20 protein-coding genes are annotated in these 23365 nt (G+C 62.9%); 7 read left to right on the forward strand and 13 right to left on the reverse strand.

From position 1 onward, the window contains the following. Window positions 1-70 precede the first annotated feature (70 nt). Together ACF8MI_RS17820 and ACF8MI_RS17825 are read left to right on the forward strand one after the other, a co-directional pair. On the forward strand, window positions 71-427 hold the full coding sequence (locus ACF8MI_RS17820; protein WP_016713357.1) for a hypothetical protein: 357 nt from the start codon (window positions 71-73) through the stop codon (window positions 425-427). Between the two features lie 71 nt (window positions 428-498). Beyond that, the gene (locus ACF8MI_RS17825) at window positions 499-996 is read left to right on the forward strand and encodes a GreA/GreB family elongation factor (protein WP_060500250.1); all 498 of its coding nucleotides are present in this window, start codon (window positions 499-501) and stop codon (window positions 994-996) included. 39 nt (window positions 997-1035) lie between these two features. Here ACF8MI_RS17825 and gdhA read toward each other — a convergent pair whose 3' ends face one another. The 3 genes from gdhA to ACF8MI_RS17840 form a co-directional block, all read right to left on the reverse strand. Beyond that, a complete protein-coding gene (gdhA, locus tag ACF8MI_RS17830; RefSeq protein ID WP_027609768.1) occupies window positions 1036-2376 on the reverse strand; it encodes an NADP-specific glutamate dehydrogenase in 1341 nt (446 codons plus the stop codon). 220 nt (window positions 2377-2596) lie between these two features. After that, window positions 2597-4264, reverse strand: coding sequence for an energy-dependent translational throttle protein EttA (gene ettA, locus ACF8MI_RS17835; RefSeq protein WP_060500251.1), 1668 nt, complete (start codon window positions 4262-4264; stop codon window positions 2597-2599). Between the two features lie 296 nt (window positions 4265-4560). Then, on the reverse strand, window positions 4561-4962 hold the full coding sequence (locus ACF8MI_RS17840) for a hypothetical protein (protein ID WP_200929084.1): 402 nt from the start codon (window positions 4960-4962) through the stop codon (window positions 4561-4563). A 248-nt stretch (window positions 4963-5210) separates the two neighbouring features. Between ACF8MI_RS17840 and ACF8MI_RS17845 the strand changes: the two genes are divergently transcribed. The 3 genes from ACF8MI_RS17845 to ACF8MI_RS17855 all read left to right on the forward strand — a co-directional run bounded on the left by ACF8MI_RS17845 (window position 5211) and on the right by ACF8MI_RS17855 (window position 11544). Further along, window positions 5211-9041 (forward strand): GGDEF and EAL domain-containing protein, encoded by a 3831-nt coding sequence (locus tag ACF8MI_RS17845; RefSeq protein WP_200929083.1) that lies wholly within the window; start codon window positions 5211-5213, stop codon window positions 9039-9041. A gap of 181 nt (window positions 9042-9222) precedes the next feature. Beyond that, the gene (gene glyA, locus ACF8MI_RS17850; protein ID WP_016713363.1) at window positions 9223-10476 is read left to right on the forward strand and encodes a serine hydroxymethyltransferase; all 1254 of its coding nucleotides are present in this window, start codon (window positions 9223-9225) and stop codon (window positions 10474-10476) included. Window positions 10477-10590: 114 nt separating this feature from the next. Continuing rightward, window positions 10591-11544 (forward strand): arsenic resistance protein, encoded by a 954-nt coding sequence (locus ACF8MI_RS17855; RefSeq protein ID WP_200929082.1) that lies wholly within the window; start codon window positions 10591-10593, stop codon window positions 11542-11544. A gap of 23 nt (window positions 11545-11567) precedes the next feature. On the opposite strand, the gene ACF8MI_RS17860 is transcribed toward ACF8MI_RS17855, so the two are convergent. From ACF8MI_RS17860 to ACF8MI_RS17900, 9 genes are all read right to left on the reverse strand, one after another. Continuing rightward, the gene (locus ACF8MI_RS17860; RefSeq protein WP_016713365.1) at window positions 11568-11921 is read right to left on the reverse strand and encodes a RidA family protein; all 354 of its coding nucleotides are present in this window, start codon (window positions 11919-11921) and stop codon (window positions 11568-11570) included. Then, entirely contained in the window at window positions 11918-13354 is a 1437-nt protein-coding gene (locus ACF8MI_RS17865) for an aldehyde dehydrogenase family protein (RefSeq protein WP_104833493.1), read from the reverse strand. Before ACF8MI_RS17865 ends, ACF8MI_RS17860 begins: the two co-directional genes overlap by 4 nt. A 12-nt stretch (window positions 13355-13366) precedes the next feature. Then, a complete protein-coding gene (locus ACF8MI_RS17870; protein ID WP_156867348.1) occupies window positions 13367-14410 on the reverse strand; it encodes a homoserine dehydrogenase in 1044 nt (347 codons plus the stop codon). 209 nt (window positions 14411-14619) lie between these two features. After that, a complete protein-coding gene (locus ACF8MI_RS17875; protein ID WP_016713368.1) occupies window positions 14620-15057 on the reverse strand; it encodes an Lrp/AsnC family transcriptional regulator in 438 nt (145 codons plus the stop codon). Beyond that, window positions 15054-16442 (reverse strand): threonine synthase, encoded by a 1389-nt coding sequence (locus ACF8MI_RS17880; protein WP_200929080.1) that lies wholly within the window; start codon window positions 16440-16442, stop codon window positions 15054-15056. Before ACF8MI_RS17880 ends, ACF8MI_RS17875 begins: the two co-directional genes overlap by 4 nt. Window positions 16443-16466: 24 nt before the next feature. Further along, the gene (locus tag ACF8MI_RS17885; RefSeq protein ID WP_060500264.1) at window positions 16467-17351 is read right to left on the reverse strand and encodes a LysR substrate-binding domain-containing protein; all 885 of its coding nucleotides are present in this window, start codon (window positions 17349-17351) and stop codon (window positions 16467-16469) included. A 46-nt stretch (window positions 17352-17397) separates the two neighbouring features. After that, window positions 17398-18837 (reverse strand): amino acid permease, encoded by a 1440-nt coding sequence (locus ACF8MI_RS17890; protein WP_200929079.1) that lies wholly within the window; start codon window positions 18835-18837, stop codon window positions 17398-17400. A 143-nt stretch (window positions 18838-18980) separates the two neighbouring features. Next, window positions 18981-20252 carry a cystathionine gamma-synthase family protein gene (locus tag ACF8MI_RS17895; protein ID WP_060500271.1) on the reverse strand — a complete coding sequence of 424 codons (1272 nt, stop codon included), beginning with the start codon at window positions 20250-20252 and terminating at the stop codon, window positions 18981-18983. A gap of 170 nt (window positions 20253-20422) precedes the next feature. Further along, window positions 20423-21307: a homocysteine S-methyltransferase family protein gene (locus ACF8MI_RS17900; RefSeq protein ID WP_182408706.1), complete on the reverse strand. Its 885-nt coding sequence runs from the start codon at window positions 21305-21307 to the stop codon at window positions 20423-20425. Between the two features lie 118 nt (window positions 21308-21425). On the opposite strand from ACF8MI_RS17900, the gene ACF8MI_RS17905 reads away from it, so the two are divergent. After that, complete coding sequence (locus ACF8MI_RS17905; protein ID WP_060500275.1) at window positions 21426-22247, forward strand: ABC transporter substrate-binding protein; 822 nt, start codon at window positions 21426-21428, stop codon at window positions 22245-22247. Further along, window positions 22244-23065 carry an amino acid ABC transporter permease gene (locus tag ACF8MI_RS17910; protein WP_060500277.1) on the forward strand — a complete coding sequence of 274 codons (822 nt, stop codon included), beginning with the start codon at window positions 22244-22246 and terminating at the stop codon, window positions 23063-23065. The genes ACF8MI_RS17905 and ACF8MI_RS17910 overlap by 4 nt, the downstream gene beginning before the upstream one ends. 53 nt (window positions 23066-23118) lie before the next feature. Here the strand turns inward: ACF8MI_RS17910 and ACF8MI_RS17915 are convergent, their stop codons facing one another. Further along, the gene (locus ACF8MI_RS17915; protein WP_125474411.1) at window positions 23119-23265 is read right to left on the reverse strand and encodes a TonB-dependent receptor; all 147 of its coding nucleotides are present in this window, start codon (window positions 23263-23265) and stop codon (window positions 23119-23121) included. Window positions 23266-23365 lie beyond the last annotated feature (100 nt).

Genomic DNA, 23365 nt, shown 5'->3' on the forward strand with positions numbered 1-23365 from the left:
CACCGTTTTGACAGCTCCCCGACAAATCGCCACCTAGACTTCCCATTATCAATTGGAGGGCTGGGTGGTTATGTCGCGGTATTGGTTCGGCGTGTGCATGGCGTTGTTGCTCTCAGGTTGCGAAACCACCCACGAGCAGATGGTCAACCGTGGTTATCCGCCTGCCTATGCCGATGGTTTCCAGGACGGCTGCAGCAGCGGCCGCCAGGCCGCCGGGCTGATGGTGGGCAACTTCCGCAAGGACGTGCCGCGCTATCTGCACGAGCGTCAGTATGAAACCGGCTGGGACGACGGCTTTCGCCAGTGCCACGCCATGCAAAACAGCGAAGAACAGCGCGAGTACCATGAGCGCTTCTGGGACGAGCGCGAGCGGGAGTGGCAACAGGAAAAGGATCGCGGTGCCGCAAAAGCCTATCGCCACAACTAAGTCAGTCGCAAACGGACATCCCTTGAAACCGTCGGCCTGCCATGCTGGTCTTCAGCACAAGGAGGCCCAGCATGAGCCGAGCATTCGTCAACGAAGACCAAGCCGCCGCCCAGGCCGACCAGCCGGTAGAACGGCGCGTCAGCGAACAACCCAACTACGTCACTGCCAACGGCCTGCGCCAGTTGCAGGCACGCGTGGCCGAACTGAATGCCCTGCGCAGCGAACTGCAGGCGCAGGGTGAGCGTGCCGACAAACAGCGGCTGGCCGAGACCGAGCGGGATCTGCGTTACTTCAGTGCGCGGGTGCAGAGTGCCCAGGTGGTGCCGGCAGCGACTTCACGCAGCAAGGTGCAGATTGGTAGCCGGGTGCGGTTTGTGGATGCGCAGGATCAGGAACAGGTGGTGCAGCTGGTGGGCGAGGATGAAGCGGATGCGGGACGTCGGCTCATCAACTGGGGCTCGCCGCTGGGGCGGGCATTGCTGGGCGCAGGGCCTGGAGATGAGGTGGTTTGGCGGCGGCCGGTGGGGGATCAGGTGATCGAGATACTTGAAATTGAGGGTGAGAACTAAGGTCCATGGGGGCTGCTTCGCAGCCCCGGCTGACTAGAATCAGACCACGCCCTGCGCCAGCATCGCATCAGCCACTTTCACGAAGCCTGCGATATTCGCACCTTTGACGTAGTTGATACGGCCATCCGCCTCTTCACCGTAGTGCACGCACGCATGGTGAATCGACTGCATGATGTTGTGCAGCTTGCTGTCCACTTCACCGGCAGTCCACAGCAGGCGCATGGCGTTCTGCGACATTTCCAGGCCCGACACGGCCACGCCGCCGGCGTTGGAGGCCTTGCCCGGGGCGTACAGAATGCCAGCGTCCAGGAAGATATCCACAGCCTCGAGGGTGGTCGGCATGTTGGCACCTTCGGCCACGCAGATGCAGCCGTTGCGCAGCAGGGTGCGGGCGTCTTCGGCGCCCAGTTCGTTCTGCGTGGCGCACGGCAGGGCGATGTCGCACGGCAGGCTCCACGGGGTCTGGCCCTTGCGGAACTCCAGGCCGAACTGCCCGGCCAGCTCGCTGATGCGGCCGCGCTTGACGTTCTTCAGTTCCATCACCGCATCCCACTGGGCGTCGGTCAGGCCGGCTTCGGCATACAAGGTGCCTTCGGAGTCGGACAGCGAGATCACCTTGCCGCCCAGGTCCATGACTTTGCGCGCCGCATACTGGGCCACGTTGCCCGAGCCGGAAATCGCCACACGGCAGCCATCGATACGCTTGTCCTGGCGCTTGAGCATTTCTTCAGCGAAGTACACGCAGCCATAGCCGGTGGCTTCAGGGCGGATCAGGCTGCCGCCGTAGGTCATGCCCTTGCCGGTCAGCACCGAGGTGAACTGGTTGGCCAGGCGCTTGTACTGGCCAAACATGAAGCCGATTTCGCGGGCACCCACGCCAATGTCACCAGCAGGTACGTCGCAATCAGCACCGATGTGGCGGTACAGCTCGCTCATGAACGCCTGGCAGAAGCGCATCACTTCGGCGTCGCTCTTGCCTTTCGGGTCGAAGTCCGAGCCACCTTTGCCGCCACCCATGGGCAGCGAGGTCAGCGAGTTCTTGAACACTTGCTCGAAGGCCAGGAACTTCAGCACGCTGAGGTTCACCGACGGGTGGAAGCGCAGGCCGCCCTTGTACGGGCCGATAGCGCTGCTCATCTGGATGCGGTAGCCGCGGTTGACCTGCACCTTGCCCTGATCATCGACCCAGGAGACGCGGAACAGCACCGCACGCTCCGGCTCGACCATACGCTCAAGGATGCCGGATTGCAGGTAATGCGGATTGGCTTCAAGGAATGGCCACAGGGTGCGCAGCACCTCTTCCACCGCCTGGTGGAACTCGGGCTGGCCTGGGTCACGCTGTTGCAGGCGTGCAAGGAAATTGTCGACAGATTCGATCATGGTAGACATCTCACCGAAGGTTTTGGACTTATTGGTTTTTTCAGGAATGTACCAAGAAGCAATCGCACTGGAATAGGGCGCAATGTCGTTTTTTTGAAATTATTTGGTGCGTTTTATGTAAGTGTATACAAATTAACTGGCGAAACAGCCGTTTTCAGATTTCACCAAGGCACAAAAATGGGGCTCCGCAGAGCCCCATTCTTGTGCAACTCAAACCGGCTTACTGGGCCAGTTTTTTGTGCCGTACACGGTGCGGCTGAGCAGCAGCATCGCCCAGGCGCTTTTTGCGATCGGCTTCGTACTCGGTGTAGTTACCTTCGAAGAACACCACGTTCGAGTCGTCTTCGTACGCCAGGATGTGGGTAGCCACACGGTCCAGGAACCAACGGTCGTGGGAAATCACGATCGCGGCGCCCGGGAAGTCCAGCAGGGCTTCTTCCAGCGAACGCAGGGTTTCAACGTCCAGGTCGTTGGACGGTTCGTCGAGCAGCAGGACGTTGCCGCCCTCCTTCAGGGTCAGGGCCAGGTGCAGGCGGCCACGCTCACCACCGGACAGGTCCTTGACGAACTTCTGCTGGTCGCCACCCTTGAAGTTGAAGCGGCCAACGTAGGTACGCGACGGGATCTCGTAGTTACCGATGCGGATCATGTCGGAACCGTCGGAAATCTGCTGGAACACGGTCTTGGCACCGTCCAGGTCTTCACGGCTCTGGTCCACACAGGCCAGTTGCACGGTTTCACCGATCTCGATGCTGCCCGAGTCCGGCTGTTCCTTGCCCATCAGCATGCGGAACAGGGTCGACTTACCGGCACCGTTACCACCGATAACGCCGACGATGGCGCCTTTAGGCATGGCGAACGACAGGTTGTCGATCAGCACGCGGTCGCCGTAGCCTTTGGTGACGTTCTTGAACTCGATGACCTTGTCGCCCAGGCGCGGGCCAGCCGGGATGTAGATCTCGTTGGTTTCGCTGCGCTTCTGGAATTCCTGCGACTGCATTTCTTCAAAGCGCTGCAGACGGGCCTTGGATTTGGACTGGCGAGCCTTGGCGCCTTTACGCACCCACTCCAGTTCCTCTTTCATGGCCTTTTCGTGGGCGCTCTGCTGCTTGGATTCCTGCGCCAGACGTTCCGACTTGGCTTCCAGCCAGCCCGAGTAGTTGCCTTCATACGGGATGCCGGCGCCGCGGTCCAGTTCCAGGATCCAGCCGGCGACATTGTCGAGGAAGTAACGGTCGTGGGTAATCGCAACCACGGTGCCCGGGAAATCGTGCAGGAAGCGCTCCAGCCAGGCGACCGAATCGGCATCCAGGTGGTTGGTGGGTTCGTCGAGCAGCAGCATGTCGGGGGCCGACAGCAGCAGGCGGCACAGGGCCACACGGCGCTTCTCACCGCCGGACAGGTGCTCGATGCGGGCATCCCAGGCTGGCAGGCGCAGAGCATCGGCGGCGACGTCCAGCTGGCGCTCCAGGTTGTGGCCATCGGCGGCTTGCAGAATGGCTTCCAGCTTGGCCTGTTCGGCAGCGAGCTTGTCGAAGTCGGCATCCGGTTCGGCGTAGGCGGCGTAAACCTCGTCCAGGCGCGCCTGGGCGTCCTTAATCACGCTGACGGCTTCCTCGACCACTTCGCGAACGGACTTGTTAGGGTCCAGCTGCGGTTCCTGCGGCAGGTAGCCTACGTTGATGTCGGGCATCGGACGGGCTTCGCCGTCGAATTCCTTGTCGACGCCCGCCATGATCCGCAGCAGGGTCGACTTACCGGCGCCGTTCAGGCCGAGCACGCCGATCTTGGCGCCCGGGAAGAACGACAGGGAAATGTTCTTGAGAATTTCCCGCTTCGGCGGCACGACCTTGCTCAGCCGATGCATGGTGTAGACGTATTGAGCCAAAACCAAGCCCTCTAATCAGATAGGTAAAGACATCGACGATCGCCCCGGCGCGCTGGCCAGGGAGATGTGTGTTTGGGTGTCGTTGAACAAAGTCGACCATTCTACGCCAACGCACGGCGTTGCATAGGAGGGAGCGATGGTGGGCTGGGATCAGGATGATCCCGGGGAGAAATTCATTGCCTTCACCGGCCTCTTCGCGGGCAAGCTCGCTCCCACAGGTTCTCTACAGAGCCGAAGCAATCAGTGATTCCTGCGGGCTTGCCCGCGAAGAGGCCGGCACAGCAGCCGAAAATGGCTCAGACGTGACGCTGCCTGGCCTTGCCACGCGGCAACCGGCAACGGTCACCCTGCTCGGCCAGACGCGCAGCCCAGGCAGACTTCACGCTGAAGCCACCGCTGCGGGCAGGCTGCTGCGCGGCAACCTTGGCGGGTTTGGCGGCCGCAGGTGCCGTGCTGACCACCTTGGCTGCAGGCTTGTTGGCCGCAGCCACCGCAACTGCCGGCTCTGCTGCCGCGGTCTTGCGCAGTTCAGCGAGCGACGGGGCCTTGCTTTTGGCGGCGTTGGCCGCCTCGGGTTTGCTCAGCGAACGCTGGCAAGACTTGCAGGATACGTCCTCGGTCACGGCAGTGCTGACAAGGGTCTGACTGCTGCGCCCGCAGGCGGAATCGAGGCCATTGGAGGAAAAGTGAGTAACCAAAACCGAACATCTCCGATGCGTTGTCATGTGAAGCGGGCGCTATTCTCGCACAGGTTGCAGGGGCTTGCCGAACCACCGGGCAGGCACCATCGGTCAACATGGCTGGCACTTTGCCATAATCCTAGGCATGCTAGCCGGTTTCGGGTGTCCGGCCTTATAGTGCGCCACCGCGGTACGGCAGCCAGGCACCGGCACACACCGTGCATGATCCTTCCCTGCCATCGCCAGCCCAATCGCAGGATCAACGCTTGACCAACCTTACTCATCCGTCGCCATTGCGTTCCGCGCCACCCGCGCCCGCCGCTACCCTGCGCGGGTCGATCAAGGGTGCGCTGGCGCTGCTGGCCCTGATCCTGCTGGGCCTGCTGCTGTGGCAGCTGTTCGCCCAGTTCAACCACACCCAGTCCGACCTGCGCAAACAAAGCCTGGACGCCACCGCAGAGCTGGCCGACCACCTGAGCCTGAACATGGCGTTCAAGGCACAACAAGCCGTGAACGTGGTGCAGCCCTACGTCAATGCGCCGACGCCGGCCGCCCTGCCCAGCCTGCTGGATACCCTGCGCGAACGCCTGCCCGCCCTGCAGAGCATGGCCTGGCTGGACAGCGCCGGGCAGCTGCGCAGCGACAGCCTGGCGGGCAGCCCGGACCGCCAGTTGCTTGACGAGCTGCTGACGCTAAACCTGGGGCGCCCGTACTTCTTTACCAATTCGGCCGACAATCGAACCTTGTACCTGCTGCTGCGCCAGGCCGCCGAACAGGACCGCGGCTACTGGCTGCTGCGCCTGTCACCGGACTACTACCGCGAGCTCACCGTTCACCTCGATGGCGGTGGCCATCCGCTGTGGCTGCTGGAAAACAGCCGCAGCGGTGAAGTGCTGCAGCAGCACGCCCCAACCGACACCAGCCACGAGCCGTTGCAAAGCGTGATGCTGGCCTTCATCGACAACAGCACCTGGCAGCTGCGCGGCCTGTTCGACGCCAAGCTGACCCAGCAAAAATTGCTGCCCGCGCTGATCGGCAAATGCCTGTTGGTGCTGTTCTGTGCCCTGTTGCCGGTGTTGGCGCTGATCAACATGCGCCGCCGCCAGCGCGCGCTGCAGGAAGACCGCCGGCGCTACCAGGAAATCTTCGAAGGCACCGGCGTGGCCCTGTGCGTGCTCGACCTATCCAGCCTGCCCGGCCAGCTCGACCGCTACCACCTGCGCAACCACGCCGCACTCAGGCACAGCCTGGCGCTGGACCCGAACCTGCGCCGCTCGCTGCTGCTGGAGCTGAAGATTACCGAGGTCAACCAGGTGGCGCGCCAGCTGTTGAACATCGAATGCCACGAAGGGGCCTGGCAGCGGCTGATCGACGGCAGCGGCGATGGCCGCGACAGCGTCGGCATGCAACTGATCGACGCGCTGATCGAAAAACGCCAGGTGCTGGAGCTTGAAGTGCGCCTGCCTGCTCCGCTGGGTGGCGAGTTGCACCTGTGGCTGATGGCGCGCCTGCCGCAGCAGCGCCGCGACTACCAGGCCGTGATCCTCAGCATCAGCGACATCACCAGCCGCAAACAGGTCGAGCTGTCGTTGCTGGAGCGCGAGAGTTTTTGGTCGGACGTGGTGCGCACCGTGCCCGATCAGCTGTACGTGCAGGACGTCATCAGCCAGCGGATGATCTTCAGCAACCGTCACCTGGGGCAGACCCTGGGTTACGACCGTACCGAACTTGCGCAGATGGGCGACCGCTTCTGGGAGCTGCTGCTGCACCCCGAAGATGCCGCGCACTACCAGGCATTGCGCCAGCAACAGCGTGACAACGGCCATGATCAACCGCTGCACTGCCAGTTGCGCTTCCGCCACCGTGATGGCGGCTGGCGCTGCTATGACATCCGCGAACAGGTACTGACCCGTGACGCCGATGGCCTGGTAACGCGCATCATCGGCGTGGGCAAGGACGTGACGGTGCAGATCGAGGCCAGCCAGTCACTGCGCGACAGCGAACAGCGCTACCGCATGCTCGCCGAAAGCATCAGCGACGTGATCTTCTCCACCGACAGCCTGCTGCAGCTCAACTATGTCAGCCCCTCCGTGCAGAGCGTGCTGGGCTACCAGGCTAACTGGATTTTTGCCAACGGCTGGCAATCGATCATCGCCAACCCGGCCCAGCTCACCGGCATCTACAGCCTGATGGAACGCGTCAGCAACGCCATGGGCGACCCGGCGCAACTGGCCCAGCTGCGCAGCCAGCTGCCAACCCAACTGTTCCTGTTCGACTGCCTGCGCGCCGATGGCCGCAAGATCCCGATCGAGCTGCGCCTGGTGCTGGTGTGGGACGATGACCAACGTTTTGAAGGCGTGCTTGGCGTGGGCCGCGACATCAGCCAGCAACGCCGCGCCGAAAAAGACCTGCGCATGGCCGCGACGGTATTCGAGCACTCCACGTCGGCGATCCTCATCACCGACCCGGCCGGCTATATCGTCCAGGCCAACGAAGCGTTCAGCCGTGTCAGCGGTTATGCCGTCAGTGAAGTGCTCGATCAGCTGCCGGGCATGCTTACCGTCGATGAACAGCAGGAAGGCCACCTGCGCTATGTGGTCAAGCAGCTGCACCAGCGCGGCAGTTGGGAAGGCGAGGTGTGGCTCAAGCGCCGCGACGGCGACCACTACCCGGCGTGGGTCGGCATTACTGCAGTACTCGATGACGAGGGCGACCTGGCCAGCTACGTGTGTTTCTTCACCGACATCAGCGAGCGCAAGGCCAGCGAACAGCGCATCCACCGCCTGGCCTACTACGACGCCCTCACCCACCTGCCCAACCGCACACTGTTCCAGGACCGCCTGTACAACGCGCTGCAGCAGGCCGAACGGCAGAAGGCCTGGGTGGTGCTGATGTTCCTCGACCTGGATCGTTTCAAGCCGATCAACGACTCCCTCGGCCATGCCGCCGGCGACCGCATGCTCAAGGACATGGCCCTGCGCCTGCTGGCCTGCGTGGATGACGACGACACCGTGGCGCGCATGGGCGGCGACGAGTTCACCCTGCTGCTGCAACCGCGCCCCACCCGCGAGATGGCCCTTAACCGCGCCATTCACGTGGCCGAGAACATCCTCGGCAGCCTGGTGCGCCCGTTCGTGCTGGAAAACCGCGAGTTCTTCGTCACCGCCAGTATCGGCATCGCCCTCAGCCCGCAGGATGGCGGCGAACTGAGCCAGTTGATGAAAAACGCCGATACCGCGATGTACCACGCCAAGGAACGCGGCAAGAACAACTTCCAGTTCTACCAGGCCGAAATGAACGCCAGCGCCCTGGAGCGCCTGGAGCTGGAAAGCGACCTGCGCCATGCCATGGAGCAGAATGAGTTCATCCTCTACTACCAGCCGCAGTTCAGCGGCGACGGCAAGCGCCTGACCGGTGCCGAAGCGCTGCTGCGCTGGCGCCATCCGACCCGTGGGCTGGTGCCTCCGGGCGACTTCATCCCGGTGATCGAGGAGCTGGGCCTGGTGGTGGACGTGGGCGACTGGGTGCTGCGCGAGGCCAGCCGGCAGCTCAAGGCCTGGCACAAGGCCAAGGTGCGAGTGCCCAAGGTGTCGGTGAACATTTCCGCGCGGCAGTTCTCCGACGGCCAGTTGGGCACGCGCATTGCCAACATCCTTGAAGAAAGCGGCCTGCCGCCTGCGTGTCTGGAGCTGGAACTGACCGAAAGTATCCTGATGCGCGAAGTGAACGAGGCGCTGCAGATTCTTGCCAGCCTGAAGAACCTCGGCCTGAGCATTGCGGTCGACGACTTCGGCACCGGCTACTCGTCGCTCAACTACCTCAAGCAGTTCCCAATCGACGTGTTGAAGATCGACCGCACCTTCGTCGACGGCCTGCCCGAAGGTGAGCAGGATGCGCAAATTGCCCGGGCGATCATCGCCATGGCCCACAGCCTCAACCTGGCGGTCATCGCCGAGGGTGTGGAAACCCACGAACAGCTGGAGTTCCTGCGCGAGCATGGTTGCGACGAGGTCCAGGGCTACCTGTTCGGGCGGCCAATGCCGGCGCATCAGTTCGAGGCGCAGTTCTCCAACGAGACCCTGTTCATGTTCCATTGAGGGGTGCAACGCCCCCTCAAAAGCGGACTTTCGGGTCAACTACCTCGCCCGCGCAGCCCAGACACGGCGCGGGATGCAACATGAAGCCCATTGGTCCGCGACTTGATGCCACTTCATATGCCAGCCGCGAATCAATCGGTTAGAATGCCCCCCCAAACTACCCCGATCCTTGAGGACCGCCATGTTCAGCCGTGATTTGACCATTGCCAAGTACGACGCCGAGCTCTTCGAAGCCATGCAGCAAGAAGCTCTGCGCCAGGAAGAGCATATCGAGCTGATCGCTTCGGAAAACTACACCAGCCCGGCCGTCATGGAAGCTCAGGGCTCGGTCCTGACCAACAAGTACGCCGAAGGCTACCCAGGCAAGCGTTACTACGGTGGTTGCGAGTACGTCGACGTCGTCGAGCAACTGGCCATCGACCGTGCCAAGGAGCTGTTCGGCGCCGACTACGCCAACGTCCAGCCGCACGCCGGCTCCCAGGCCAACGCTGCCGTCTACCTGGCCCTGCTGTCGGCCGGTGACACCATCCTGGGCATGAGCCTGGCCCACGGTGGCCACCTGACCCACGGTGCTTCGGTAAGCTCCTCGGGCAAGCTGTACAACGCCATCCAGTACGGCATCGACGGTAACGGCCTGATCGACTACGACGAAGTCGAGCGCCTGGCTGTCGAGCACAAGCCGAAGATGATCGTTGCCGGCTTCTCGGCCTACTCGCAGGTTCTGGACTTCGCCCGCTTCCGCGCCATCGCCGACAAGGTCGGTGCCTACCTGTTCGTCGACATGGCCCACGTTGCCGGCCTGGTTGCCGCTGGCGTGTACCCGAACCCTGTTCCGTTCGCCGACGTGGTCACCACCACCACGCACAAGACCCTGCGCGGCCCGCGCGGCGGCCTGATCCTGGCCCGCGCCAACGCCGACATCGAGAAGAAGCTGAACTCCGCTGTCTTCCCGGGCGCCCAAGGCGGCCCGCTGGAGCACGTCATCGCGGCCAAGGCCATCTGCTTCAAGGAAGCCCTGCAGCCTGAGTTCAAGGCTTACCAGCAGCAAGTGGTGAAAAACGCCCAGGCCATGGCCAGCGTGTTCATCGAGCGTGGTTTCGACGTGGTGTCCGGTGGCACCCAGAACCACCTGTTCCTGCTGTCGCTGATCAAGCAGGAAATCTCCGGTAAGGACGCTGACGCCGCCCTGGGCAAAGCCTTCATCACCGTCAACAAGAACTCGGTACCGAACGACCCACGTTCGCCATTCGTCACTTCGGGCCTGCGTTTCGGCACCCCAGCCGTTACCACCCGTGGTTTCAAGGAAGCCGAGTGCCGCGAGCTGGCCGGCTGGATCTGCGACATCCTGGCTGACCTGAACAACGAAGCGGTTATCGACGCTGTACGTGAGAAGGTCAAGGCCATCTGCAAGAAGCTGCCGGTTTACGGCAACTGATTGGCGATTGCCTGATGTGAAGAAGCCCGGCCTAGTGCCGGGCTTTTTCGTTTGCGCCGCTGCAATCACGTATTACCCTGTGCCCCCATTCACTCATCGAGCACAGGCCGCACCTTGACCAGGGAACAACTCGAAACCCACCAGATCCCGATCTACTTCGCCGCCGTGCTTGCGGCCGTAGCCTTCGGCTTGATGGCCAGCGACAGCGCCAGCCAGCTGGAAGCCCTGGTCACTCCCGCCATCGCCGTGCTGATGTATGCGATGTTCCTGCAGATCCCTTTCCTCGACCTGCGTAAGGGTTTGGGCAACCGCCGCTTCATCACCGCGCTACTGCTCGCCAACTTCATCCTCGTGCCGCTACTGGTCTGGGCCATTACCCGTGGGCTGGTGGAACACCCGGCGATCCTCGTCGGCGCCTTGCTGGTGTTGCTTACGCCGTGCATCGACTATGTGGTGGTGTTCACCCACATCGGCAAAGGCGATTCGCGCCTTACCCTGGCCGCTACACCTGTGCTGCTGTTGCTGCAACTGGTGCTACTGCCGGTGTATCTGGCCTGGATGCTGGGAGACAGCAGCAACGTGGCAATCTCCATCGCCCCGTTCGTGGAAGCCTTTGTCCTGTTGATTGTGCTGCCAATGATCCTGGCCGTGCTCACCAGTGTCGGCGCTCGTCGCTCAGGCGCGGTTTGGGCCTGGAACAACGCCTGGGCGTGGTTGCCCGTACCGGCGATGGCCCTGGTGCTGGTGGTTGTGATCGCCTCGCAGATTGCTGTGGTGCTGCGAGATTTCGACCGTTTGCTACCGGTAATTCCGGTGTACATCGGCTTCATGTTGCTGGCGCCGGTGCTCGGGTTCATTTCGGCGCGGCTGCTGCGCCTGCCTGTTGCCGAAGCACGCTCGGTCACCTTCAGCGCCGCCACGCGAAACTCGCTGGTGGTGCTACCGCTGGCGTTGGCATTGCCCGAAGCGATACGCGGGTTGGCGGCTGCGGCGGTGATCACGCAGACACTGGTGGAGTTGGTGAGCGAGCTTGTCTATGTCAGAGCGGTGCCACGGGCCATACGCTGACCCGTGGCCAAGGATCGCGCCGGTCACGAGCGCCAAGGGTAGGCGGCAAACACCTGCACCTCGACCAGGTACCCCTCGCCCAGGTCTGCGCCCACGCACGCCCGTGGCGGTTTGGGAAAACCCTGCAGCCAGGTGTCGTACACCTCATTGACCAGGTCGAAATGGCGGTAGTCGGCAAGCCACAACTGAACCCTGGTCAGTTGCGCCTTGCCGATATCAGCCTCTGCCATCAGGCCGTCAATCGTGCTCAGCGCCTGGCGCAGCTGCCCCTGCACATCCTCCTGCAGGTTGCCCGCCACCACCCCCGCCGTTTCGAACAGCCCCCTGTAGCTGACCGCCAGGGACATCCGCTCGCCGGCCCCGAAACGTGTGATCATGAAGCCGCCTCCCCGCAGCCCATCTGGTTGAGGCAAACGACTTTGGGCTGGGTCATGTCTTCATAGGCGAACCGCACCCCTTCGCGCCCAAGGCTCCCATACTTGGAGCCACCAAATGGCATGGCATCGAAGCGGTAGTCGGACGAATCGTTGATCATCACCCCGCCAGCCTCAATACGCCGGGCCAGGCTCAACGCCAGCGACAGGTCGCGGGTGAACACGCCGGCATGCAGGCTGTATTCCGGGGCGTTGGCCTGCGCTAACGCCTGCTCGATGCTCTCGAACGGCGCCAGCATCACCACCGGTGCAAACACCTCTTCAAGCCACAGCCTGCTGGCGTGGTCAACACCCTCCAGCACTGTCGGGGCATAGGCGGCACCCTGACGCTGATGGCCGCAGAGCAGGCGAGCCCCACCCTGAAGGGCCTGGTTGACGCGTTCTTCGATCTGCCGTGCAGCGGCTTCGGTGATCATCGGCCCCATGTCGGTTGCGCGCTGCCCCGGGTCGCCCAGCACCATTGCCTGGGTCAGGGCGACGAAGCGCTGGCGAAACGCCTCATAGATCGAGGCATCCACCAGGATGCGCTGGGTGCCGATGCAGTTCTGGCCCGCCGCCCAGAACGCGCCCGACACACACGACTCGACAGTCGCTTCAAGGTCGCAGTCCTTCAGCACCAGCACCGGCGCATTGCCGCCCAGGTCCATCGCCAGCTTTTTCAGGCCAGCCCCCCGCGCAATCTGTTCGCCGGTAGCGAAGCCTCCGGTAAAGGAAATCATGCGTACTTCACGTATGGCCACCAGGGCCTTGCCCAGCTCGGCGCCCCCCGTGGCTACCGTGACGACGGCCTCCGGCAGCCCTGCATCAATCAGGTACTGCACCAGCTTCACGGCAGAAAGCGGGGCCAGCTCCGAGGGTTTCAGAATGACTGCATTGCCGCCTGCAATGGCTGGCCCCAACTTGTGCGCGACCAGGTTAAGCGGGTCGTTATAGGGGGTAATGGCCAGGATCAACCCCAGCGGCTCGCGGGTGAACCAGCCCTGGCGCGATTCAGAGCCTTCATAGGCATCGAAAGGCACCACTTCACCGGCATTGCGCCGCGCTTCTTCTGCAGACAGCTTGAGCGTGTTGATGCAGCGCTTCACCTCCTTCTCGGCCTGACGCAGGGTCTTGCCTGCTTCATCGACGATCAGGCCGGCAAAATCTGCAGCGTCGCGCTCGATGAGGCGGGCAGCCTGCTCCAGAATGCTGGCACGTCGATGCCGGGGTAGCGCGGCACTTTCGCGCACGCCGCCGCGAGCACGGGCGAGCAGGCTTGGCACCGCGTCGGCGCAAAGATTGGCAACGCTCCCCACCAGGCTGCCGTCGAAGGGGCTGAACACATCGATCAAGTCGGGTTGGCTATTGGCGACCCGGGACACGGAAGTCAGGCTCATGAACGTTGCTCCTCAGGCCGAACGGCCGGCGGTGTGAATGGCGACGATATCCGACAGCAGGGCAAATGCGGTTTCGACACGCCCGGCACCCGGGCCGGACACGGTCACCGCGCCCAGCAGCTCGGTGTTGAACGCAACCGCATTGATCGCACCGCAAATGCCCGCCAGAGGGTGCTGACCCGGCAACAGGCGGGCCTCGACACGGGCGCTCACCGAACCATCGGCTTGCCGGCTGGCGCTGCCAATCAATTTCCAACGCTGGCCCTGGGCCTGCGCCTGCTCGATAGCCGCGCTGTCGATGGCGCTGATACCGCTGCAGGCGACATCACTCACCTGCAGGCAGGCGCCGAGCAACTCATTGGCCAGAATGACCACCTTCAGGCGTACGTCATGGCCTTCCACATCGGCGGTCGGGTCTGCCTCGGCATACCCAAGCGCTTGGGCCTGGGCCACCGCCTCGGCAAAACCAAGCCCCTCCTCCATGCGTGTGAGCACGTAGTTCGAGGTGCCGTTGAGGATGCCCTCGAACCCCACCAGGCCTGCCCCTGCCAAGGTCTGGCGCGCCATGCGCAGTACCGGCGTGCCGCTCATCACCGCGCCTTCGTATTCGAACGACACGCCATTGGCCTTGGCCAAAGCCTTGAGCGCTTGGGCATGCAAGGCGACCGGCCCCTTGTTGGTGGTAACCACATGCTTGCCCGCTTCCAGCGCCCAGCGGCAGAAGGTTGCCGCTGGCTCGCCGTCCGTTGGGTTGGTGAATGTGGCCTCGGCGATGATGTCGGCGCCAGACTGCTTGATCACCGCCTCATTGAAGGCTTCAGCCGAACCTTGAGGGATTTGCGCCAACGCCCCCTTTTGAGCCGGCAACGCGGCCAGCGTGGCGGCATCCAGCCCATCGCGGTCGATTGCCGAACCCAGGAACAGATCGGTGACGCCCACGATCTTCAAGCCAAAGCCCAGCTCTTGCTGCCAGCGCGCGTTGCGTTCGGCAATCAGTTGGGCCAGGGCACGGTTCACGCCACCAAAGCCAACGAGTGCAATTTTGTATTCGGTCATGGTTTGCTGTCCTTTCCAGGCGGTTGGTCGATGAGGACAAGCGTAAGAGCCGTGCAATGCCAGTTGAATATGGCAATCCGCTGTATTTATTGGCCAATCTGGCCAGTGCCCCTGCACGCCTGAGCACCCCGCCGGAATGCAAAACGCCGCCAGGGTGCAAGCCCGGGCGGCGTGGGTGTAACGCGGGTCATCAAACGCAACAGCGCAGTTCAGATCACCGTGGCCAGCACAAACGATGTCACGGTGTTCTCGACCCCGGGCATGGCGGCGATTTCCTTCCACACATGGTGAACCCGCTCCGGGCTTGAGGCCTCGACGCGCAGCAGCAAGTCGAATTCGCCGCTGAGCACTTCGCATTGGATCACTTCGGGTATTTGGCGCAGCGCATCAAGCACCGCGTCACCGCGCATGCGGTCATAGCGGTAGACGAATATCACCGCGTTAATCAGTGACGTCGGCCGTCGGCCCTCACCGATGCGCAAGGTATAGCCCTGGATGGCCCCGTCGCGCTCAAGTCGCTCGATGCGCTGGCGTACCGCATTGCGCGACAGGTTCACCTTCAGCCCTAATTCAGCATGGGCAATACGCGCATTGGCGGTGAGCTCGGCAAGAATGCGCTCGTCCAGGGGGTCGAGGATGCGCTTCATCGCCCGGCCTGCAAGCGTGCCAACAACGCATGAACCCCCGCCAGGTCCTCTGGTTTCAGCAGTGGCCCGGCGCCGGCTGTGCCCTCGACGTCGGCCGGCACCTCACCGTGCCAGGCCCCCAGCTCCGCCAGCAGCCCGGCGGACTTTTCCGGGGCAAACTGCCCCAGTGTGACGATGGGCGCGCCAATGTTGCGCCGGTGTAAACGCCCGGCGAACACCCCTGTTGCGGCATGCGGGTCTACTGCGCTGCCGGTTTCGTGGAACAGCGTGATGATTTCCTCGCGAATCAACGCATCGTCCACGGCGTAGGAGTCAAATAGCATGCGTGCATGCAACCACTGGCGGTTGCCGATGCTCAGCTCGCCACAGGCCTCGAAATGCTCCATCAGCGCCCGGGTCGCCCCGCCATCGCGGTCATACAGCTCCCAGACGAAGCGCTCCAGGTTGGAGAACAGCGAGAAGTCCATGACCGGTGACAGCGTCTGGCTGGTGGAACCCCGGCTATAGCGATTGCAGTGAATGAACCGGTGCAAGGCATCGTTGCGGTTGGTGGAAACGATGATCTGGTTGATGGGCAGGCCCATCTTCTGGGCGATGAACCCTGCGTAGATTTCGGCAAAGCTGGCCGTGGGGATGCTGAAGCCCACGGGGCGTGTCCCCCCGCCCAACTGCAGCGCCGCATGGAAATAGAACACGATCTGCGCCAGCACGCCGACCCAGTTGGTCGAGTTGAAGCTCACCGGAATCAGCCCGGGGCATGGCCAGGCTCGCAGCAGCGCCGACACCAGCGACTGGCAGTCGTCAAAGCTGCCATCCACGGCCACGCAGCTGACGCTGTCGGACGCGGCACGGCGCATCACCGCTGCACGGTCAGCAGGTGTGCCCGCATTGGGATACAGCGCCAGCAAGCCCGCCGCCGGGCAATGCCGCAGGGCCTCGATCGCCGCCACCGCCGTATCGCCGTTACTGGCCCCCACCAGCATGACCCGCTCGCAATCCGGCCCCAGAAAGTGCCGGATGAGCCGCGCCTGCAACTGTGCGGCAAAGTCCTTGGAGGAGCGGGTAGGCCCGTGAAACAGCTGCAGGATCCATTCGTTATGGCCCAGCTGCTGCAACGGGGCGATGCCACGGTGCTTGAACCCGCGATAGCTGTCGCTGACCAGCGCCCTGAGGGTCGGTTCGTCGAGGGTATCGCCCACAAACGGTGCCATCACCCGCCAGGCCAGTTCGTCGAACGGCAACCACGACCAGCTGGCAATCTCCTGCGGGCTGAACACCGGCACCGAGGTGGGCACGTAAAGCCCGCCATCGTCGGCCAGGCCAGAAAGCAACGCCGTGCGGAAATCGACTCGTGTTTCGTTGCCGCGCGTGGATGTGTACTGCATCGGTGCTCCAGACAGGTACTTGAATTAACGGTGCGCCATGGCCACCAGCCAGTGGCTGAATGCCTGGGCATCCGGGGACAACGCTTCACCCAGGCCGCGTACCAGGTAAAACGATTCGCTCGCCTCGATGCGCGGGGTAAAGGGCGCGACCAGCCGCCCCTCCTGCAGCAAGTCCTTTACCAGCGACGAGCGCGCCAACGCCACACCCAGCCCCAACTCCGCCATGCGCAAGGTCGACACCAGCGTGTCGAACTGCAGACCGCTCGAAGAGTCGACCTGATCGGCGCCCACCCGCTCCAGCCAGTAGCCCCAGCCTTCCTCGTAACCCAGCACATGCAGCAACGGGGCACGGGCCAGGTCACGCGGCTCACGCAGCGGGCAATCGGCGGCCAGCGCGGGCGAGCAGACCGGTACCAGCACGTCGCGGGTCAGGCGTTGCGCCTCCACACCGGCCCACTGTCCGCTGCCCCAACGGATTTCCAGGTCATCCTCGGCATCCAGCTCCTTGACCCACAGGTTGCTGATGTAGCGGATGTCCACCTGGGGGTGCGAACGCCGAAAATCGGCCAACCGGGGCGCCAGCCAGAAGTGCAGGAACGACAGGCTGCCGCGCACCTTCAAGGGCCGACGCTGGCGTTGCCCGAAGATTTCGTTGGTGCCTACCGCCAGCCGGCTGATCGCGTCCTGCACCACCGGCAGGTAGGACTGCCCTTCTTCGGTCAGCCCCAGCCCACGCGGCAGGCGCTTGAACAGCGCTACTCCCAACTGGCTCTCCAGGTGGCGAATCTGCTGACTCACCGCCCCCTGGGTGAGGTGCAGCTCTTCTGCTGCATGGGTGAAGTTCAGGTAGCGCGCCGACACTTCGAAGGCTCTGAGCCAGTTCAAGGGGGGCAGGGTTTTCTGGGTCATCGGCGGTTTCTCGTGGCAACGTTCCGGTGGCCTAGTATCACCCTGCTCAGGCGGCCTCGGAACCAGGCGCCACGGTTTCCAGCGGCAACGGACGACGCTGGCGGAGTTTGCAGGTCAACCAGAACGCCAGGTAACACCAGGCGATGAAGGGCAAACCAAAGTACAGCGCCACACGCTGGGCCGGATCGAAGGCGATACCCACACAGGCCAGCACACAGCAGAAGATGGCTGCCAGCGGCACGAACGGGTAACCACGCACGCGGCACTTGAGGTCTTCAAGCTTGCCGCCATTGGCGATGTAATGACGGCGGAACGCAATCTGGCTGGCGGCGATGCTGATCCACACCACAACCACCGCCAGCCCGGAAATGGACACCAGTGCCAGGTAGATGGTGTCGGGCGCGAACACGCTGCTCAGCAGTGAGGCCATACCGCCCGCCATGCTCAGCACGATGGCATTGAAGGGCGTGCCGCGACGGGACAGCGAGGCATACCGGCGTGGCATGTTGCCTTGGGCGCTGAGGGTCCAGAGCATGCGCGCGGCTGCGTACAACCCGGAATTGGCCGCCGACAACAACGCGGTGATGATGACGAAGTTCATGATGTCCGCCGCGTAGGGGATACCAATCATTTCAAAGACCATCACGAACGGGCTTTCCACCACGCCGGCCTGTTCGCGCGGCAACAAGGTGGCGAGCACGAAGATGGTGCCGACGAAGAACAACGCCAGGCGAAGCACGGTGGTACGGATGGCTTTGGGTACGTTCTTTTCAGGGTCTTGGGTTTCGCCGGCAGCAATGCCGATCAGCTCGGTGCCGGAAAAGGCGAAGGCCACTGCCAGCAAGGTCATGGCAATCGACCAGAACCCCGTGGGGAACAGCCCTTCGCGGGTAAAGTTACCCAGCCCGACACTCTGCACGTGGGCAACCTCGAAGCCGCCCAGGATCGCACCACCACCCACCACCAGGAAAGCGATCACCGCCAGCACCTTGACCAACGACAACCAGAATTCGGTCTCAGCGAACGAACGTACCGAAATGATGTTGCTGATGAATACCGCAAGCCCGAACAGCGCACTCCATATCCATACCGGCGTGTCCGGGAACCAGCGCACCATGAGAATGCCGGCGGCGGTGAATTCCGAGCCAATGGCTACCGTCCAGGTCAGCCAGTACATCCAGGCCACCATGTAACCGGTGCCTGGGCCAATGTAGCGGGTGGCATAACTGCTGAACGAACCGACTTCCGGCATGTGTACCGCCAGCTCGCCCAGGCACATCATCACCAGGTAAACCATGATCGCGCCGAGCACATAGGCGATGACCGCGCCCAGCGGCCCCGCTTGGTTGACGGTGTAGCCCGACGTCAGGAACAGGCCGGTACCGATGACACCACCCAGCGCCAGCATGACGATATGGCGGGTTTGCATGTCCTGTTTGAAGCCATGTGCCGAAGCATTTCTCGTTGTCGTTGTTTGCAGGGACATTGTGGGTTTCTCATGAAAGTGGGCGGGCAAGGACGTTACAACGACCTCGTCTTGGCAGAGCGAAGCGAATGGCCTTGCATATTGTTTTTGTTCGACTTCATGAAGTGGCACTCACCACAAAGGGTGAGTGCTACGCGCCAGCCTCAGGCCTGCACCTGGCCCAGGCCGGCATACGCGTCACCGTGCAATTCCTTTGCTGCGGCCAACTCCTGGCGCACCGATGCACAGGCCTGTGCAAGGTCTGCCAGCAGGTCTTCGGTGTCCTCGATACCCACCGAAACACGCACCAGCCCTTCGGAAATACCCAGGGCCAGCCGTTCTTCGAGGGTGTTCTCCACATGGCTGGTGGTGCGGGCCGGGCCGTAGATGGTTTCTACCGCGCCAAGGTTGCCGGCACGGTGGGCATACTTGAGCCGTGGCAGCAAACGCGCAACGGTCGGCATACCGCCCTTGAGCACAAAGCTGACGATGGCGCCGAAGCCACGCATCTGCGCCTTGGCGATCGCATGGCCAGGGTGCTGGGGCAAACCGGGGTAGTTGACCGCCTCGACCAAGGGTTCGGTGCTCAGGTACTGCGCCAACACGAGCGCACTGGCCTGCTGCTGGCGCAGGCGCAGAGCCAGGGTCTTGATACCCCGGATGATCAGGTAGGCCGAAAACGGGTCCAGCGCCGCACCGTTGATCTCGCGGTAGTGGCGTACCTGCGCCATCAGCGGCTCCGCACCGCAGACCACACCGCCCAGCACGTCACCGTGCCCGGACAGGAACTTGGTGGCGCTGTGCACCACCACATCCACGCCCAGGGCCAGCGGGTTCTGGTTCAGCGGGGTGGCAAAGGTATTGTCGGCCACCACCACAGCGCCCACCTGCCGAGCGGCAGCGCTCAAGCGCCGGATGTCCAGCACTTTCAAGGTAGGGTTGGTGGGGGTTTCGAGGTACAGCAGGTCGCAGCCCGCAGCGATTTCGCGCTCCAGCGCCTCGGTGTCCAGCGTGTCGCACAGGCATACCTGCACGCCCATGCGGGGCAGGAACTCTTCAAAAATCTTGTTGGTACCGCCGTAGCTGTCTCGGGTCGATACCACGCGTTTGCCGCTGGAGAGGAAGGTATGCAGCACGGCACTGATGGCCGCCATACCGCTACTGAACGCCACCGCCGACTCGGACTGCTCCAGCTCGCACAGCTTCGATTCCAGGGTGGCTACCGTTGGGTTGCTCATGCGGCTGTAGATGTAGCCCGGCAGTTTGCCTTGAGCCACGTCGTACCAGGCGTCGATGTCGTTGTAGCCGTAGGCGGCACTGACCACGATCGGGGTCTGGGTGGCATTGTACGGGTGCTGCACCTGCTCCCCGCCCCACACCACGCGCGTACCGACACCGGCCGCTGCATTGCCCTCGATTTTTTCGTTGTTGTTCATATCCGGTTCCCGCACAGCTGAGTTGTGTACGCCGATTCAGGATCGGCCTTCAGCGGACTATAGGGACATGGCAGGAGACTGAAAAACGATGGAATCCGGGTCTGAGTGGCGTTTTTTTTAATGGCTGGGGACCGGGCGCTCGCAGCAGCCGCCCAGCCACCTGCCAGGCTTCACGCCAAATTGCGTTTCAGCTCGGCAATATGCTCCGGGCCGATACCACAGCAGCCACCGATCATGCTGGCGCCCCGTTTACGCCAGTCGTTGGCCCAGGCCAGATAGCCCGGCGGGTCAAGGTCTTCGCGCAGCTCATCCAGGCCGTCGTTGGCGGTAGCCTCCTTCGGCTGCGGCGGGAAGGCGTTGGCGTAGGCGCCGATCGCGATGTCGGCGTTGCGTTGCTCGATCACCACGCGCGCCACATCGATCGCAGCACCAATGACCTCGGGCTGGCTGCAGTTGAACAGCACCGCGGCGGCGCCCAGATCGACCACGGCGGCAATGGCATCTGCCACCGGCTCACCGGAACGCAGACGCGGGACTTCATCAGCGTCTTCGTCCTGCAGGGTGAACGACACCCAGAACGGCTTGCCGTCTGCCGGCAAGTGGGCGTGAATGGCCTGCACCTCGGCCACCGAACTCTGGGTTTCTGCCAGCCACAGGTCGACATGTGGCGCCAGGCCCTGCAGCAGCGGCGACAGCACCTCTGCCACGCGTTCGGGCTGGAACAGGTCTGGGCGATAGGAGCCGAACAGCGGCGGCAGCGACCCCGCTACACGGACCGGGTGCGGACCGGCATCTGCCGCGTGGCGCGCGAGTTGGCCTGCGGTATTGGCCAGTTGCCGGCCTTCTTTGGCAAAGCGCTCTTCGCCGATGTGGAACGGCACCACCGCATAGCTGTTGCTGGTGATGACTTGCGCTCCGGCGGCGATGAACGCTGCGTGCACCCCAACCACCGCCTCGGGCGCCTCGCTCAGCGCCAGTGCCGACCATTCGGGCTGGCGAAACGGCGCCCCACTGCGCTGCAGCTCACGGCCCATGCCGCCGTCGAGAATCACCATCGCTCGCTGTTTCATATAACTTCTCTGAAGGTTCTTATGAATTAAATTCATTAGTTAATGGACGTTTATAACTATTAAATACCCTATCACTCCTTAGCCCAACATATCAGGTATGTACATGCGATTTTCTACCCTGCTCGGTGCAGGCCTCGTGCTGCTCGCCACTGCTTCCCAGGCCTTTGCCGGCGCCACACTCGAGCGGGTTGAATCGCGCAAGGAACTGGTCAACGTGCTGATGGAAAGCTACCCGCCGTTTTCTTTCCTCAACGACCAGAACCAGCTGGACGGTTTTGACGTGGACGTCGCCAAGGCCGTGGCAGACAAACTCGGCGTCAAGCTGCGCCTCGAAACCCCTTCCTGGGACGTGATCGCGGCGGGCCGCTGGAGCGGGCGCTACGACATCTGCATCTGCTCGATGACCCCGAGCAAGGCACGCAGCGAAGTGTTCGACTTCCCGGTGGAGTACTACGCCTCACCTGCCGTGATCGTGGTCAATGCCAAGGACGAGCGCATCCACACCGCCAAGGACCTGGATGGCCTCAAGGTGGGCCTGACCAGCGCCTCAAGCTACGAAAGTTACCTGAACAAGAACCTGGTCATCGAAGGCGACGAAGACAAGAAGATCGAATACCCCTTCGACTTCGTGCAGATTGCGCCATACGACACCGACAACGTCGCCTTCCAGGACCTGGGCCTGGGCGCCGGCGTGCGCCTGGACGCCATTCTCACCAACCTGGTGACCGCGCAACCGCGTCTGGACCAGGACAAGCGCTTCAAGCTGGCCGGCGCCCCGCTGTATGAAGAGCCGAACTCGGTGGCCATCGAAAAGGGCGACGCCGAGTGGGATGCCAAAGTGCGCCAGGTGTTTGCCGAGCTGAAGGCTGATGGCACCCTGGCCAAGCTCTCGCAGAAATGGATTGGCGCCGATATCAGCAAATGAGCACCTTCCCCCCCTCCCCCAAGCCCGTGGTCAAGCCCACGGGCGCCGGCCTGTTCGGCTTTCGCACCCGGTTACTGCTGACCTGGCTGGCACTGTTCGGTCTGTTCGTTGCGTTTTTCCTCAGCTTCGATCTGAAGTTTTCGATCATTCTGGAGAAGTTTCCGAACCTTGCCGGCTTCCGGCTGGGGCCTAACGGCTTTCTGCAAGGTGCAGCGCTGACTCTGTTTCTGTGCCTGTGCTCGATGGTGGTATCGGTACTGTTCGGCTTTGCCGCTGCACTGGCGCGGTTGTCGAACAGCGCGGTGCTGGTGGGCATCGCCAGCTTCTACACCTCGTTCTTCCGCGGCACCCCACTGCTTATCCAGATTTTGCTGATCTACCTGGGGTTGCCCCAACTTGGCCTGGTACCTGGCGCCATCAGTGCCGGCATCATTGCGCTGTCGCTGAACTATGGCGCCTACCTGAGCGAGATCTTCCGCGCCGGCATCCTGGGCGTAGCGCGGGGCCAACGTGAAGCGGCACTGGCCCTGGGCATGCGCACGCCACAGATCTTCTGGCACATCACCCTGCCCCAGGCCATGCGGGTGATCATTCCGCCTACGGCCAACCAGTTCATCTCGATGCTGAAGGATTCATCGCTGATTTCGGTCATGGGGGTGTGGGAGGTGATGTTCCTTGCGCAATCGTATGGGCGATCGAGCTATCGCTATCTGGAGATGCTGACGACGGCGGCAGTTATCTACTGGGTGCTGTCGATCCTGCTGGAGCTGGTGCAGGCGCGGCTGGAGCGGCATTTTGGCAAGGCCTATCAGCGGTAGCCGGCAGGCACACGGCCAGCGATGGGGCGTGATGCGCCCCATCGTTCCCCCTGTCAGAACCGGTATTCCATGCTGGTCATGAAATTGCGCGGTTCGCCATACACCACCCAGCTGTCGGCATAGCCGTAGTACGTCTTGTCGAACACGTTGTTGAGGTTGAGCTTCACGCTCAGGTCGCGGGTAACGTCATACCGCGTCATCAGGTTCACCCCTGCGTAACTGCCTTGGGTGAAAGCTGGCCGCCAGCACGGCACTGGCCAATGGGCGGCGGTTGAAAACAGAATCGCGTGGGTGCTGGGT

Origin of the sequence: Pseudomonas sp. yb_9 (genome assembly GCF_043103635.1) — a bacterium.
In the GTDB taxonomy this organism is placed as follows: domain Bacteria; phylum Pseudomonadota; class Gammaproteobacteria; order Pseudomonadales; family Pseudomonadaceae; genus Aquipseudomonas; species Aquipseudomonas monteilii.

What these genes read in the sequence shown, in the direction of transcription:
- ACF8MI_RS17905 (WP_060500275.1), top strand. Translation starts at nt 21,426, where the DNA reads ATGCGATTTTCTACCCTGCTCGGTGCAGGCCTCGTGCTGCTCGCCACT.
- ACF8MI_RS17895 (WP_060500271.1), bottom strand. Translation starts at nt 20,252, where the DNA reads ATGAACAACAACGAAAAAATCGAGGGCAATGCAGCGGCCGGTGTCGGT.
- ACF8MI_RS17900 (WP_182408706.1), bottom strand. Translation starts at nt 21,307, where the DNA reads ATGGTGATTCTCGACGGCGGCATGGGCCGTGAGCTGCAGCGCAGTGGG.
- ACF8MI_RS17820 (WP_016713357.1), top strand. Translation starts at nt 71, where the DNA reads ATGTCGCGGTATTGGTTCGGCGTGTGCATGGCGTTGTTGCTCTCAGGT.
- ACF8MI_RS17885 (WP_060500264.1), bottom strand. Translation starts at nt 17,351, where the DNA reads ATGACCCAGAAAACCCTGCCCCCCTTGAACTGGCTCAGAGCCTTCGAA.
- ACF8MI_RS17865 (WP_104833493.1), bottom strand. Translation starts at nt 13,354, where the DNA reads ATGAGCCTGACTTCCGTGTCCCGGGTCGCCAATAGCCAACCCGACTTG.
- gdhA (WP_027609768.1), bottom strand. Translation starts at nt 2,376, where the DNA reads ATGATCGAATCTGTCGACAATTTCCTTGCACGCCTGCAACAGCGTGAC.
- ACF8MI_RS17875 (WP_016713368.1), bottom strand. Translation starts at nt 15,057, where the DNA reads ATGAAGCGCATCCTCGACCCCCTGGACGAGCGCATTCTTGCCGAGCTC.
- ACF8MI_RS17890 (WP_200929079.1), bottom strand. Translation starts at nt 18,837, where the DNA reads ATGTCCCTGCAAACAACGACAACGAGAAATGCTTCGGCACATGGCTTC.
- ACF8MI_RS17910 (WP_060500277.1), top strand. Translation starts at nt 22,244, where the DNA reads ATGAGCACCTTCCCCCCCTCCCCCAAGCCCGTGGTCAAGCCCACGGGC.
- ACF8MI_RS17860 (WP_016713365.1), bottom strand. Translation starts at nt 11,921, where the DNA reads ATGATCACACGTTTCGGGGCCGGCGAGCGGATGTCCCTGGCGGTCAGC.
- ACF8MI_RS17880 (WP_200929080.1), bottom strand. Translation starts at nt 16,442, where the DNA reads ATGCAGTACACATCCACGCGCGGCAACGAAACACGAGTCGATTTCCGC.
- glyA (WP_016713363.1), top strand. Translation starts at nt 9,223, where the DNA reads ATGTTCAGCCGTGATTTGACCATTGCCAAGTACGACGCCGAGCTCTTC.
- ACF8MI_RS17825 (WP_060500250.1), top strand. Translation starts at nt 499, where the DNA reads ATGAGCCGAGCATTCGTCAACGAAGACCAAGCCGCCGCCCAGGCCGAC.
- ACF8MI_RS17915 (WP_125474411.1), bottom strand. Translation starts at nt 23,265, where the DNA reads ATGACGCGGTATGACGTTACCCGCGACCTGAGCGTGAAGCTCAACCTC.
- ACF8MI_RS17870 (WP_156867348.1), bottom strand. Translation starts at nt 14,410, where the DNA reads ATGACCGAATACAAAATTGCACTCGTTGGCTTTGGTGGCGTGAACCGT.